At 71.9% G+C, this 12,317-nt stretch carries 14 protein-coding genes and 1 tRNA gene; 3 read left to right on the top strand and 12 right to left on the bottom strand.

Annotated elements, in window-relative coordinates:
• Positions 1 to 56 precede the first annotated feature (56 nt).
• The 6 genes from ACWEOZ_RS06840 to ACWEOZ_RS06815 all read right to left on the bottom strand — a co-directional run bounded on the left by ACWEOZ_RS06840 (position 57) and on the right by ACWEOZ_RS06815 (position 4,065).
• A complete protein-coding gene (locus ACWEOZ_RS06840) occupies positions 57 to 1,280 on the bottom strand; it encodes a GAF domain-containing sensor histidine kinase (protein WP_451909783.1) in 1,224 nt (407 codons plus the stop codon).
• 93 nt (positions 1,281 to 1,373) lie between these two features.
• A complete protein-coding gene (locus tag ACWEOZ_RS06835) occupies positions 1,374 to 1,739 on the bottom strand; it encodes a VOC family protein (protein WP_451909782.1) in 366 nt (121 codons plus the stop codon).
• Between the two features lie 77 nt (positions 1,740 to 1,816).
• On the bottom strand, positions 1,817 to 2,578 hold the full coding sequence (locus ACWEOZ_RS06830; protein ID WP_451909781.1) for a phosphodiesterase: 762 nt from the start codon (positions 2,576 to 2,578) through the stop codon (positions 1,817 to 1,819).
• A 51-nt stretch (positions 2,579 to 2,629) separates the two neighbouring features.
• On the bottom strand, positions 2,630 to 3,202 hold the full coding sequence (locus tag ACWEOZ_RS06825) for an N-acetyltransferase family protein (protein WP_451909780.1): 573 nt from the start codon (positions 3,200 to 3,202) through the stop codon (positions 2,630 to 2,632).
• Complete coding sequence (locus ACWEOZ_RS06820; RefSeq protein ID WP_451909779.1) at positions 3,189 to 3,758, bottom strand: dihydrofolate reductase family protein; 570 nt, start codon at positions 3,756 to 3,758, stop codon at positions 3,189 to 3,191. The genes ACWEOZ_RS06825 and ACWEOZ_RS06820 overlap by 14 nt, the downstream gene beginning before the upstream one ends.
• A gap of 4 nt (positions 3,759 to 3,762) precedes the next feature.
• Positions 3,763 to 4,065 (bottom strand): GNAT family N-acetyltransferase, encoded by a 303-nt coding sequence (locus ACWEOZ_RS06815; RefSeq protein WP_451909778.1) that lies wholly within the window; start codon positions 4,063 to 4,065, stop codon positions 3,763 to 3,765.
• 56 nt (positions 4,066 to 4,121) lie between these two features.
• Here ACWEOZ_RS06815 and ACWEOZ_RS06810 point away from each other — a divergent pair, with 56 nt between their 5' ends.
• Positions 4,122 to 4,823 (top strand): aldo/keto reductase, encoded by a 702-nt coding sequence (locus tag ACWEOZ_RS06810; protein ID WP_451909777.1) that lies wholly within the window; start codon positions 4,122 to 4,124, stop codon positions 4,821 to 4,823.
• A 186-nt stretch (positions 4,824 to 5,009) separates the two neighbouring features.
• Here ACWEOZ_RS06810 and ACWEOZ_RS06805 read toward each other — a convergent pair.
• The 6 genes from ACWEOZ_RS06805 to ACWEOZ_RS06780 all read right to left on the bottom strand — a co-directional run bounded on the left by ACWEOZ_RS06805 (position 5,010) and on the right by ACWEOZ_RS06780 (position 11,120).
• Positions 5,010 to 5,083: transfer RNA gene (locus ACWEOZ_RS06805), tRNA-Ala, on the bottom strand.
• Between the two features lie 79 nt (positions 5,084 to 5,162).
• Positions 5,163 to 5,933: a divisome protein SepX/GlpR gene (gene sepX, locus ACWEOZ_RS06800; protein ID WP_451909950.1), complete on the bottom strand. Its 771-nt coding sequence runs from the start codon at positions 5,931 to 5,933 to the stop codon at positions 5,163 to 5,165.
• A 152-nt stretch (positions 5,934 to 6,085) separates the two neighbouring features.
• A complete protein-coding gene (locus tag ACWEOZ_RS06795; protein ID WP_451909776.1) occupies positions 6,086 to 6,730 on the bottom strand; it encodes a GNAT family N-acetyltransferase in 645 nt (214 codons plus the stop codon).
• Complete coding sequence (locus tag ACWEOZ_RS06790; protein WP_360545551.1) at positions 6,727 to 8,037, bottom strand: molybdopterin molybdotransferase MoeA; 1,311 nt, start codon at positions 8,035 to 8,037, stop codon at positions 6,727 to 6,729. Before ACWEOZ_RS06790 ends, ACWEOZ_RS06795 begins: the two co-directional genes overlap by 4 nt.
• Entirely contained in the window at positions 8,034 to 8,948 is a 915-nt protein-coding gene (locus ACWEOZ_RS06785; protein ID WP_451909775.1) for a UTP--glucose-1-phosphate uridylyltransferase, read from the bottom strand. The genes ACWEOZ_RS06790 and ACWEOZ_RS06785 overlap by 4 nt, the downstream gene beginning before the upstream one ends.
• Positions 8,949 to 8,999: 51 nt before the next feature.
• Positions 9,000 to 11,120: a diguanylate cyclase gene (locus tag ACWEOZ_RS06780; protein WP_451909774.1), complete on the bottom strand. Its 2,121-nt coding sequence runs from the start codon at positions 11,118 to 11,120 to the stop codon at positions 9,000 to 9,002.
• An 81-nt stretch (positions 11,121 to 11,201) separates the two neighbouring features.
• On the opposite strand from ACWEOZ_RS06780, the gene ACWEOZ_RS06775 reads away from it, so the two are divergent.
• Positions 11,202 to 11,807, top strand: a complete 606-nt coding sequence (locus ACWEOZ_RS06775) for a 5-formyltetrahydrofolate cyclo-ligase (protein WP_451909773.1) — start codon at positions 11,202 to 11,204, stop codon at positions 11,805 to 11,807.
• 68 nt (positions 11,808 to 11,875) lie between these two features.
• Positions 11,876 to 12,250 (top strand): FmdB family zinc ribbon protein, encoded by a 375-nt coding sequence (locus tag ACWEOZ_RS06770; RefSeq protein ID WP_451909772.1) that lies wholly within the window; start codon positions 11,876 to 11,878, stop codon positions 12,248 to 12,250.
• Positions 12,251 to 12,317 lie beyond the last annotated feature (67 nt).

The following is a 12,317-nucleotide window of genomic DNA, read 5'->3' as shown; positions in this document are numbered from 1 at the left end:
CCGCCCGAACTGCAGCCGGGCGGGTGCGGGATCCGTCGTTCTGACCGTGCTCCGGGTCAGGCGTCGACCAGCTCGCGTTCGGCGAACGGGAAGACGACGTGCAGCGAGGTCCCGTCACCGGGACGGTCGGAGAGCGCCACGGTCGCGTGGTGGGCGTCGAGGACCCGCTTGGCGACGGCCAGGCCCTGGTCCGGGCCGTGCAGGACCGCCGGGTTCGCAATCGCGCCGTAGTACAGGTGCGGGAACAGGTCCGGGCGCATCCCGTCCGGCATGTCCATGTCGTCGAGCCGCACGGTGGGACCGGACTCGATCTCCGTGCCGACCCGGACCCGGCCACCGGCGGGTGTGTACTTGACCGCCGCGAACAGCAGGTGCATGAGGACCTGCTCCAGGCGTACCGGATCCGCGATGATCGGCAGCGACGGGCCGCCGGCCTGGTTGAGGATCCAGATCTGCTTGGTCGCCGCGATCGGCCGGATCGCCTCGACCGCCCGCTGGGTCAGCCGGGTCAGGTCGATCTGGCGCATGTGCAGGCTGTCCGCGCCGCTGCCCACCTCGGCCATCGAGGCCAGGTGGTCCAGCAGGTCGCCGAACCCGCGCACGTGCGCCGCGGTGGCCCGGCCGACGAGGTCGGCCAGCTCGGCGTCGTGGTGGCCGGAGTTGCCGAGGTCGGCCAGGTACGACCGCATCAGCCGCAGCGGCGCCCGCAGCTCCCCGCCGACGAGGCCGGCCAGGTCGTCCTTACGGCGTTCCAGCTCCTGCAGGCGGGCGGTGGTGTTGGCCAGGGCGCTCGCATACCGGCGCAGCTCGAGCTGCGAGGTGACCTGCCGGGCCAGCGCCCGCAGCGCCTGCACCTGCTCGACGTCGAGCTTGCGGGGCCGCGAGTCCATCACGCACAGGGTGCCGAGGGCGAAGCCGTCGCTGGTGATCAGCGGCGCCCCGGCGTAGAACCGGATCCCCTGGTGCGAGCCGGCCGCGGGACTGTCGGCGAACCGCGGGTCGTCACGGACGTCGGGCACCACGAGCACGTCCTTGCCGAGGATGGCGTGACCGCAGAACGACAGGTCGCGCGGCGTCTCGGTGAGGTCGGTGCCGATCTTGGCCTTGAACCACTGGCGATCGATGTCGATGAGGCTGACCAGCGACATCGGCACGCCACAGACCGTCGAGGCGAGCTTGACGATGTCGTCGAAGTCGCTCTCGGGGGCGGTGTCGAGCACGTGCAGTTCGTAGAGGGCGGCGAGCCGGTCGGCTTCGTTGCTGGGCAGGGGTGCTGGCATGACTGTCACCTCCTGGAGACACTCCAGGAATACCACCCGAAAGTAGCGATGCGCCCTTTTTGCCAGCTTCTGCTGCCGGTGGCCGGGCTCCGCTCAGGCCGGACGGTGGCAGACCGCCTCGATGTTGTTGCCGTCCGCGTCGAAGGCGAAGGCGCCGTAGTAGTCGGCGTGGTATTCCGGCCGCAGGCCCGGTGGTCCGTTGTCGACCCCACCGGAGTGCAGCGCGGCGGCGTGGAAGGCATCGACCGCGGCCCGGTCGGGCGCGGTGAAAGCCACGTGCACCCGGTGCGACGGCTCACGCAGGGCCAGCCAGAAGAACGGCTTGCCGCTGTCGTCGCCGAAACCGACCAGCTCAGGCTCCTGCACCAGGACCTTGACCCCGAGCGGGCGCAGAGCGTTTTCGTAGAAGTGCCGACTGTCGTCGATGTGGTGCACCCCGAGGACAACATGGTCGATCATGGTCAGCCCCTCTCCCAGCCCACCTAGACCGTATCTCCGGGGTACGACATTCCTTGATCCCGTGCGCCGAGCGGCAGTCAGTATGCGCCGAGCAGAGCAGCGGCATGACTGACCTGCACGGTATGGGTGACGCAGTCATCGCCCTCGATCATGTGCAGCAGGAACCCGGTCGGCTCGGCCAGATAACCGGGCGGCGCGTCGGAGTTGAGCAGCAGCCCGGTCTGGCGCCACAGACTCGGCGCGACGGTGAGCACGCTGCCGGCGAAGGCCGCGGTGATGGGCCGGTGCACGTGCCCGGCCATCACCCGGGCGACATTGCCGTGCGCGGCGACGACCTCGCGCAACGCGTCACCGTCGAGCAGCCGCATGCCGTCGAGGAAGCGGATGCCGACCGGCATCGGCGGATGGTGCAGACCGATCAGAGCCGGCACGTCAGGCCGGCCCCGAAGCACGTCGTCGAGCCAGGAGAGCTGGGCGGCACCGAGCCGCCCGGCCGGCGAACCCTCCACCAGCGAATCCAGCGCGACGAACGTGAACGCCGGATACTCGACCGCGTAGTACGGCCGGCCGCCGAAAGCATCGAGCAGCGGCCCCCGGCAGTCATGGTTGCCGGTCACCAGGTGCAACGGCAGCGGAAAATCCCCGATGATCTCCTTCAGCGCCGCGTACTCGTCGGGCCGGCCGTGATCGGTGAGATCGCCGGTGATGACGACACAATCGGGCCGCGGGTCGAGTCCCATGACCCGGGCGAGAGCCAGCTGCAGACCGGTGGCGGGCCCGGCCCCGAGCGCCCCGGTGGTGATGTGCGAGTCGCTCAGCTGAGCGATGAACGTCGTCATGCGCCCATGATCCGGCGCAACTCGCGCCGGGCAACCGATCGGTCGTAACTCCTACAGCGTCAAAAACAGGACGTCCATGACGGCGCCAGTGGGCAATGCGAGCGCGCCGCACCGCTGCCAGCCCGCGCGGTCATAGACCGCCCGCGCGGCGGCACGCGGATCGGCGGCGAGAATGGCGACGGGCTCCGGTCGGTCGGCGAGCAGCGCGCTGATCAGTGCCCGGCCCACACCCGCATTCCGGTGCGCGGCGAGCACCTGCCACTCCATGACGACGAACTTGGCGAGCTGCCGTACGGCGGCCGGCGGCTCCTCCACGGTCCCGCCGAACCACTCGCCGGACGGCAGCGGCCACCCGTAGGCGACGCCGCCCAGCCGATCGCCGGCGAAGGCTCCGACCAGCGCGAACCCGGGACGCTGGACCTCCTCGGGCAGCCGCGCGGCGAAGGCCGCGACGTCGTCAGGCCCTTCGCGGTACGGCGGTTCGGCATAGACGGCGGCGTAGAGCTCGGCCAGGTGGGGAAAGAGGTCGGGCAGCTCCCGCGAGGACGGCCGGCGAACGTGCAGCGGAGCCGCCGGCCCGGCCCCGTCGGTGGAGGCAGCCGTCGAGCGCTCAGGGCCTCGCATAGGTCGCCATGATGGTGCCGGTCTCGAAGACGCGGGTCTGCACCAGGCGCAGCCGGGCGGGCCGGAACCCGTCGGCGAACAACGGGATCCCGCGGCCCAGCACCACCGGGTTGATCTTCAGGATCAGCTCGTCGATCTCGTCCCGCAGCTGCCCGGCGAGCCGGCCGCCGCCGCAGAGCCAGATGCCGAGCCCGTCCTCCTCCTTGAGCCGCCGCACGACCTCCACCGGGTCACCCGCGACGATCTCGACGCCGGGATCGACGCCGGCCAGGGTCCGGGAGAACACGTACTGCCGCAGGTGGGGGTAGGGGCTGGTCATCCCGGCGGCCAACCCGGGCTCGTACGTCCCGCGACCCATGACCACCGCGTCGAACCGCTTGTTCGGCGCATCGCCGATCCCGAGCGGAACCCGGGCCGGCCCGGGCAGCGTCTCGGGAAAGTCCGCGAGCACGGCGGCGGCGAAATCCCCCTCGAAGGCGAAGAAGTCGAACTCCCCGCCGGGCCCGGCGATGAACCCGTCGAGCGAAACGGCGATGTAGTAGGTCAGCCGGCGCATGCGCTCATTTCACCTTGCGCGTCGAGCGGGCCACGATCGGCTCGTACTCCGGGTGCTTGTCCAGCCACCCGCTCAGGAAAGGGCAGATCGGCACGACGGTCCGGCCCTTGCCGCGCGCGTCGTCCATCGCCGCCCGGGCCAGGGCCGAGCCGACGCCCTGGCCCTCGAACTGCGGATCGACCTTGGTGTGGGTGTAGGCGATGATCCCGCCGGTCAGCTGGTAGGTGAGCACGCCGGCCAGCGCGTCCGCCTCGTCGTGGGCCTCGAAGCGCTCCCGCTCGGGCACGTCGGTAACCGTGAACGTCATCCCGCCATCCAAGCACGGCCGGTGCCCGGCTTAGCGGGTCCAGGTGCGCCGACGGCGTGGAAGGCGATGCACGAGGACCGGGCGGCAGCGGCCTGTCCCGCAAGGCGATCCTGGAGCAGGCCGAAGCCTCCCTGCGCCGGCTGGGCACCGACCACATCGACGTCTACTACGTCCACCGCTTCGACCCGGAGACCCCGGTCGAGGAAACCATGGCGACCCTGCACGACCTGGTGACCGCGGGAAAGGTCCGCTACCTCGGCGCATCCTCGATGTGGGCGTGGCAGTTCGCCAAGATGCAACACGCGGCCGCCCGGAACGGCTGGACAACGTTCGCGGCAATGCAGGACCAGTACAACCTCCTGAAACGCGAGGAGGAACGGGACATGATCCCGATGTGCCTCGACGAGGGTGTGGGCCTGACCCCGTACTCCCCGCTGGCGAAGGGCCGGGCGACCCGCCCCTGGGGCGAACAGACGGCCCGCTCATCAACGGACACCGTCGCGACAGCATTCGACCGCGACGCCGACAAACCGGTCGTGGACGCGATCCAGAAGGTCGCCGAAGCCCGCGCCGTCCCGATGGCCCAGGTGGCCCTGGCCTGGGTCCTGTCCAAGCCGGCAGTCTCCTGCCCCATCGTGGGCGCAACAAAGCCGAACCACCTGAACGACGCCACAAATGCGCTGTCACTCAAACTGACAGAAGACGAGATCGCCACCCTGGAGAAGCCTTACACCCCCCAGGACAACTACTGGTGGTGACCACGAACCAAGCCAAAACCACCGACCACAACAGAACCACCCCAGCGCGACCCACCAAGCGACCGCAACCGAAGCACCCACCGCGCCCACTACAGCGCGGGGCGTCCGGGGGCTCGGCCCCCGGAGCAGAAATGACGAGATCCCCCCGTCCGCGCTTCATGCGGACGGGGGGATCCCAGGATTTCGTGGAGCTGTGGGGATTTGAACCCCAGACCCCCTCGATGCGAACGAGGTGCGCTACCAGACTGCGCCACAGCCCCCCGGTCCCGTAGGACCGCAGCAAGGCTAACAGGTCGGCCCAGCCTGCCGCGAATCACCCTCCCCGGCGCGCCGGGGAGATCATTTCGGGCCGCGGCCGCCTGCCTCGTACGGCCGTCCGCGCAGCCCGCCGCCTCTGCGGTATGACACCGAGCCGCCGTTGACCGCGGCCGGCAGGTCGGACGGGTCGCGGTCCAACCCCATCGCTGCCCGCCGTACGGCTTCCTTCTGGGCCGCCAGCCGACGTTGCGCTTCCCTCCGCGCCGCGGCCCTGCGCGCCTGCTCCCGGCGTACCTCTGCTTGTCTTGCGGCCAGCCAGGCCGCTTCCCGGGCCTCGACGCGGCGCCGGTGCCGGTCCGCGATCGCCCGGTTGCGCAGGTGCACCAGGTAGACGGCCAGCAGGGCGCCGGTCACCGCGAAGCTGATCCAGAAGCCGGGGCCGACCGCCAGCACGCCGATCAGCTCGATGACGTTGAGCAGCAGCAGCGCCGCGAAGACGCGGCGACGGCGGACCACTGCCGGGGTCTGGCGGCGGACCGGGGGGCGGCGGACCGGCCGGCGGGCCGGTACGAGCCGTAGTTTGCGGGCCGGTGGCGCTGATACGGGGGCGGCCGACACCGGGGCCGGGTCACCCGTTAGGGTCCGCGACGTAACCAGGTACTGGCGTCCGGGGTTTACCGGTCGGCGTCCGGGCACAGTGCGGAGCCGACGGCGGCGCTGCAGCACCCGAGCCGTCGACGACGCCCGCTCCGCCGCGAGGCGCTCGGTGGCGTCGTACCGGCGCACGAGCGCCGGTGCGAGGGCGAGCAACCCGGCGGCGGCGAGGACGGCGAGGAGCACCGAGGTCGGCACCCTCACCCCTCCCGTCAGCCTGCGGTGCCCGAGCCGGTGGCTCCGGGCACACAAAAGTCCTAATCTCCCCGAGGCTACGCACGGGAGTCACGATTTAACGGCACGCCGCGCCGGGGACGTACCGTCGTGATGATCAAATATGCGGGGACGGGCTACTGGGCGTTGGCCCGCAGCCGCCGCCAGCGGGCCACCAGGCCGCCCTCGGCCGCGACTTCCTCGCTGGTCATCGCGTAGCCGAGGTGGTCGCGCCAGGCACCGTCGATGTGCATGTAGCGCGGGTGGTACGCCTCTTCGCGGAAGCCGAGCTTCTCCACCACGCGCCGGCTGGGGCCGTTCTCGGGGCGGATGTTGATCTCGACCCGGTGCAGGCCGCCTGCACCGAACGCGTGATCCACCGCCAACGCGAGCGCGGTCGGGATGACGCCGCGGCCCGCCACTCGCGAGTCCACCCAGTAGCCCACGTACGCCGAGCTGAACGCCCGCCGCACGATGCTGCCCAGATTGATGTGCCCGACCAGCCGCTCGCTGCCGTCGTTCTCGCGCAGGCAGACGGCGAACGGCATGCTGTCGCCGTGCCGGGCGGCCCGCTTCATGTCGCGGTAGACGTACAGGTAGGCGCGGGTGGAGTTCATCTCCGCCCACGGGCCGGGCGGGGCCGACTCCCACGGGCTCAGCCACGCCTGGTTGGCGATCCGGACCTCGGACCAGGCCTTCGCGTCACTGCGGCGGTACGGCCTGAGCAGCACGGATCCTTCCGCCAGGACGGCAGGCCATCCGGGCGTGGACCCCAGCATCATCGCCTCCGGTCGAGCAGCAACACGTCGACGGTCGACCCGGCTGCCGCCGCGGTGACCCGCTCCCCGAGCACCAGCAGACCGTTGGCCTCGGCGAGGCCGGACAGAGTGTACGGCCCTCCGGCGAGCGGCTGCACAGTGTAGCCACCGCCGCGCCGTTCCGCGACGTGTGCCGGGCGGAACTCGCGCAGGCCGCCGGGTGACGACACGGTCTCCAGCAGGTGCGCCTTGACGCTGGGGCGGAACACCGGTTCGGAGCCGGCCAGCAGCTGGATGACCGGCCGGGCCAGCACCTCGAAGCCGATCAGGGCGGCACCGGGCTCGCCGGGCAGGCAGACCACCGGGACCTCTTCGCCGCCGACCGTGCCGAAACCGAGGGTGGCACCCGGGCACAGGGCGACGTCGGTGAACTCGACTGTGCCCCGGCCATGGTCGCGGCGGGACAGCACCCGGCGCAGCATGTCGCCGGGGCCGGTGCCCGTGCCGCCGGTGGTGATGATCAGGTCGGCCCGCAGCGTCTGATCCTCCAGCAGGCCGCGCAGGCCCTCGGGGTCGTCGTCGCAGATGCCGATCCGGTACGCGAGCGCGCCGGCCTCGACAGCGGCCGCGGTCAGCGCGTGCGAGTTGGCGTCGACGACCTGGCCGGGCTGGCTGGGCCGGCCCACGTCGACGAGCTCGTCGCCGGTGGCCACCACGACCACCCGGGGGCTGGGCCGGACCACGACGTGCCCGATCCCGGACGCCGCGAAGACCGCCACCATCGCCGGGGTCACGTACGAGCCCGCGGACGCCAGCACCCGGCCGACGGGCAGCTCGTCGCCCGCCCGCCGGACGCCGGAGCCCCGCTTCGGGGCGTGCAGGATCTCCACCGCCGCCATGCCCTGGTCGGTCCAGTGCACCGGCACGACCACGTCGGCCCCGATCGGCAGCGGCGCACCGGCCGCCACCGAGAAACACGTGCCGGGGGTCAGCCGGACCGGGCGCCAGCTGGCCGCACCCAGGTCACCGACGACGTTGAGGCGGACCGGGCGCGGACCGCCCTCGAACGCCCCGAACGACGGGTGCGACCCGATCCGCCCCGCGGCCGCGAGGTCCTCCCAGCGGGCCGCGTACCCGTCGATGGCCGCCTGGTCGAAGGCCGGGTACGGGTGCGGGGCCAGCACGTCGTTGGCCAGCACGTTGCCGTGGGCCTGGGTGAGGTCGAGGTCGAGCGGAGGCAGCGCCCGCAACCTGCGCAGCACGCTGCCCAGGTATTCGGCGAGAGGCATCAGCTCGTTGGCGGCCGCCTCGGCATCGGCCGTAGCGGTCATCCCTTGGCACCGCCGGCGACGAACTCGCCGAGCCAGGCGCGGAACTCCTCGCCGAGGTCCGCCCGCTTGGCCGCGATCTCGACGACGGCCTGCAGGTAGCCCAGCGGCATCCCGGTGTCGTAGCGGTGGCCGCGGTAGACGATGCCGTGCACCGGCGTACCGGAATCGAGCAGTGCCGCCATGGCATCGGTCAGCTGGATCTCGCCGCCGCTGCCGGGCTTGGTGTTGTCGATCGCGTCGAAGATCGTGGCCGGCAGGATGTAGCGGCCCAGCACGGCCAGGTTGCTCGGGGCGTCCGCCGGGGCCGGCTTCTCCACCAGGCCGGTCACCTCGACGACGTCCTCGCCCAGGTCGGACGGGCGCACCGAGGCGATGCCGTAGCGCGACGTCTCCTCGGGCTTGACCTCCATGAACGCCAGCACGATGCCACCGGTGCGCGCCTGCAGGTCGAGCATCGCCGGCAGCAGCGGCTCGTCCTCCTCGACGAACTCGTCGCCGAGCAGCACCGCGAACGCGTTGTCGCCGATGTGCGAGGCGGCGACGCCGACCGCGTGGCCCAGGCCGAGCGGCTCACCCTGCCGGCAGGTGTAGATGTCGGCGAGCTCACTGGTGCGGCGGACCGCGGCCAGCCGCTCGAGGTCGCCCTTCTCCTCGAGCCGGGCCTCCACGTCGGGGCGCCGGTCGAAGTGGTCGACCATCGAGGTCTTGCCCCGGCCGGTCACCAGCAGCACGTCGGTGATCCCGGCCGCGGCGGCTTCCTCCACGATGTACTGCAGGACCGGGCGGTCCACGACGGGCAGGAGCTCCTTGGGTACGGCCTTGGTGGCCGGCAGGAAACGCGTCGCGAGTCCGGCTGCCGGAATGACAGCCTTCACCGCCCGACGGCCGCTCGCATGGGCCTCTGTCGTCATCTGAGGGGTCACCGCACCTTCGCTCAGTTCATGCCCGGACATGCCGCGAGACTATCGGCCACGGGCCTGTCGCGGCGGTTGTGGCCCGCCGGGCGTGCCCGGCGGCACGGCATCTGGACCCGCCGCATGATCGAAATGCCCCTCCGGTACACCGGCTGAAACCGCGGTATCGGTCACAGTTGCTGCGGGCACCGGTGCGGACTCGGCCAGGCGGTAGGTGTCTCTCCCCGCATTCTTCGCGGCGTAGAGCGCGTCGTCAGCCGCATCGAGAACCTGCTGCGCGGTCGTACCGTGCTCGGGGAAGACGGCGATGCCGATCGAGACGCTGATCGCGACCCGGTCGACCGGCTGCCCGGTGGCCGCGTCCTGCCGGCGGGGATCGATCGGCACCGGGATCTCCCGGACCGCGGCCCCGAGCCGCTCGGCCACGATCACCCCGCCGTACGCGTCGGTCTCCGGCAGCAGCACCACGAACTCCTCGCCGCCCTGGCGGAACGCGACATCGACCTCGCGCAGCCCGACCCGGATCCGCCGGGCGAACTCCCCCAGCACCGTGTCCCCGGCGGCGTGCCCGTACTTGTCGTTGACGTCCTTGAAATGGTCCAGGTCGAGCACGAGCACGGTCAGCATCCGGCCGAAGCGGCTGGCCCGTTCCACCTCGCGGCGCAGTGACTCGCGCAGGTAGCGGTAGTTCCACAGCCCGGTGAGCGGGTCGGTGAGCGAGAGCCGCTGCGCCTCCTCGTGCATCCGGACGTTGTGCACGGCCACCCCGGCCTGCCCGGCGAAGGTCCGCAGGGTGAGCAGGTCGGCGTCGTCGAATCCGTCGCTGCCGAGCCGGTCGTAGAGAGCCAGCACACCCAGCGTCGCCGGCCGCCCGGAGATCAACGTGTCGCCGGGCACGAGCGGGTCGCCGACGGTGGCCGGGGCGCAGATCGGCACGGCCACGTACGTCCGGCAGGCCGGCTCGTCGAGCGTGCCCCCGTCCGACCCGCATTTGCCGCGCCGAGGCTCGCCGCTGGCCGCGACCGCACCGAGGATGCCCGTGCCCAGCGGCACCCGCAGCGCGGGCAGCTCGGCCTCCGGCACGTCCCAGCGGCCGGTCAGACCCTCGGCGCAGCGGGCCACGAGCCGGCCGTCGGCCGGGTCGATGAGCAGCACGACGCCGGCCCGGGCCCCGGTGGCCGACAGCGCGGTCTGCAGGATGACCTCCAGGATCCGGTGCAGGTCGTGGGTGCTGGACAGGGTGTCGCCGAGGATGGCGAGATGGCCGCGGAGCTGGTCGCGGCTGGCGGTCAGCGCCTGCACGTACGCCTGCAGCTCGCGGGTCATCCGGTTGAACGTGCCGGCGAGCCGGCCCAGCTCGTCGTCCCGGCCGACCGGCACCCGGGTGCCGAGCTCGCCGTCGGCCACCTTGGCGACGGCCCGGACCAGCTCCTCCAGCGGCCGGGTGGTGGAGCGGGCGAGCCGGCGGGCGACGATCATCGCCACCCCGGCGACCAGCACGACACCGGCCAGGAGCAGCGCGTACAGGCCGACGGAGCTGTTCTGGCGCACGGACACGACCAGCGGCAGCGGCTGGCCCGGCTCGACGGGGACCGCGCGCAGATAGTGGTGGCCGCGCGCGGTGACATCATCGGGCAGCGCGGCGGCCACGGCCCGGCTCACAGCGGCCGATTCGGAGCTCAGGGCCGGACCGGCGCCGGGGCTGTCGCCGGCCAGCAGCGTCACCTCGGCGCCGCAGGACGCGGCCAGCCGGGCCACGAACCCGGCGTCGAGCGCCTGCGCGGCCGCCACGGTGACCTGCCCCTGCCGGGCGCGCGCGACGATGGCGGTCACGCTGCCACCGGTGGCGGGCGCCTGACAGTCGCGCTGACCGCCGGGGTCGCTCACCCCGATCCGGATCTCGGAGGCCAGCCCGCGCGTGACGAGCTGGTCCGCGGCGGGTCGCCGGTCCGCCTCCGGCAGCACGGCGACGGCGTCGGCGGCCGCCTGCAGCTGCCGGCACATCGCGCCGATGGCGGTACGCACCGTCATCGCGGCATGATCGAGTCGCTCGACCGTCCGGTCCCGGCTCACTGTGGCGACGGTCATACCGACGAAGAAGGACCCGAGCAGAACCGGACCGAGCACGACCGCCAGAAAAGCAGTGGTGAGTCGGCCACGCAGAGTCACACGTCCTCCTGGAAGTGGCCTTCTTTGGAGCGATGCTGACATAGTGTGCGCCGTTTGCCGGTTTCTGAAAGGGGGTGTTGCGTGCCGGATTTCGCCGGTGGAGCGGAAAAATCTCGGCCCGGGAAGATTGCGCTACGCGATCAGCTGCTCGCAGCGCGTAGATTATTGCCCGAGAAAACCCGCGCGAAGGCCGCGGCCGCGATCCAAGCCGCCCTCAAAGATCTCGTACGCGCACAGTCCCCCACGATGATCGCGGCGTATGTCCCCCTGGCGCCGGAGCCCGGCGGCCCCGACCTGCCCGAAGTCCTGGGCGGCCGGCTCATCCTCCCGGTGCTGCTGCCCGACAACGACCTCGACTGGGTCCGCTACGAGGGGCCGCACACACTGCGGCCAGGCCCGCGAGGCCTGCGGGAGCCGACCGGGCCCCGGCTCGGCGTCGACGCGATCGCCCGGGCCACCTTGCTGATCGTCCCCGCGCTGGCCGTCGACCGCAGCGGCATGCGCCTGGGCCGGGGCGGCGGCTCCTACGACCGCGCGCTGGCCCGCGCCGGGCGCGCGTACACGGTCGCTCTGCTGCACGACGGTGAGCTGCTGCCCGAGGTGCCGGCCGAGCCGCACGACCGCCGCGTACACGCCGCCATCACACCGGCCGAGGGTCTCAGCGACACCGCGGACTGGACGAAATAAACTCCGATGACGGAGCATTGGCACTCCTAGACGGCGAGTGCCAAGCCATTGAGCAACACGGAGGACCAGTGCCCACGTACCAGTACGCCTGCACCGAGTGTGGTGAACAGCTCGAGGCGGTGCAGTCCTTCTCCGACCCGGCCCTCACCGAGTGCCCGAACTGCAGCGGCAAGCTCCGCAAGGTCTTCAACTCGGTGGGCATCGTCTTCAAGGGCTCCGGCTTCTACCGCAACGACTCCCGCGCCGGGAACGTGAGCGCCGAGAAGTCCGCCGCGCCCGCCACCGAGAGCAAGTCGGACTCGTCGTCCTCGACCCCGGCCGCTACGCCGGCCGCCGCGAGCTCGAGCTCGGGTTCCTCGGGGTCCGGCTCGTCCGGCTCGGGCTCCTCCGGCAACGGCTCGTCGGGCTCCAGCCCGGCCAAGACCGCGACGTCCTCCTCCTAGCACGACCGGCTCAGAGCCGGCCGGCCGTCCACATCCCGGGGTTGTCCACAGGACGGCCCCGGGATCT

This window comes from Actinoplanes sp. NPDC004185 (assembly GCF_053603475.1).
The sequence above is the reverse complement of the archived record's forward strand: the minus strand, read 5'-3'. Positions and strand labels throughout refer to the sequence as shown.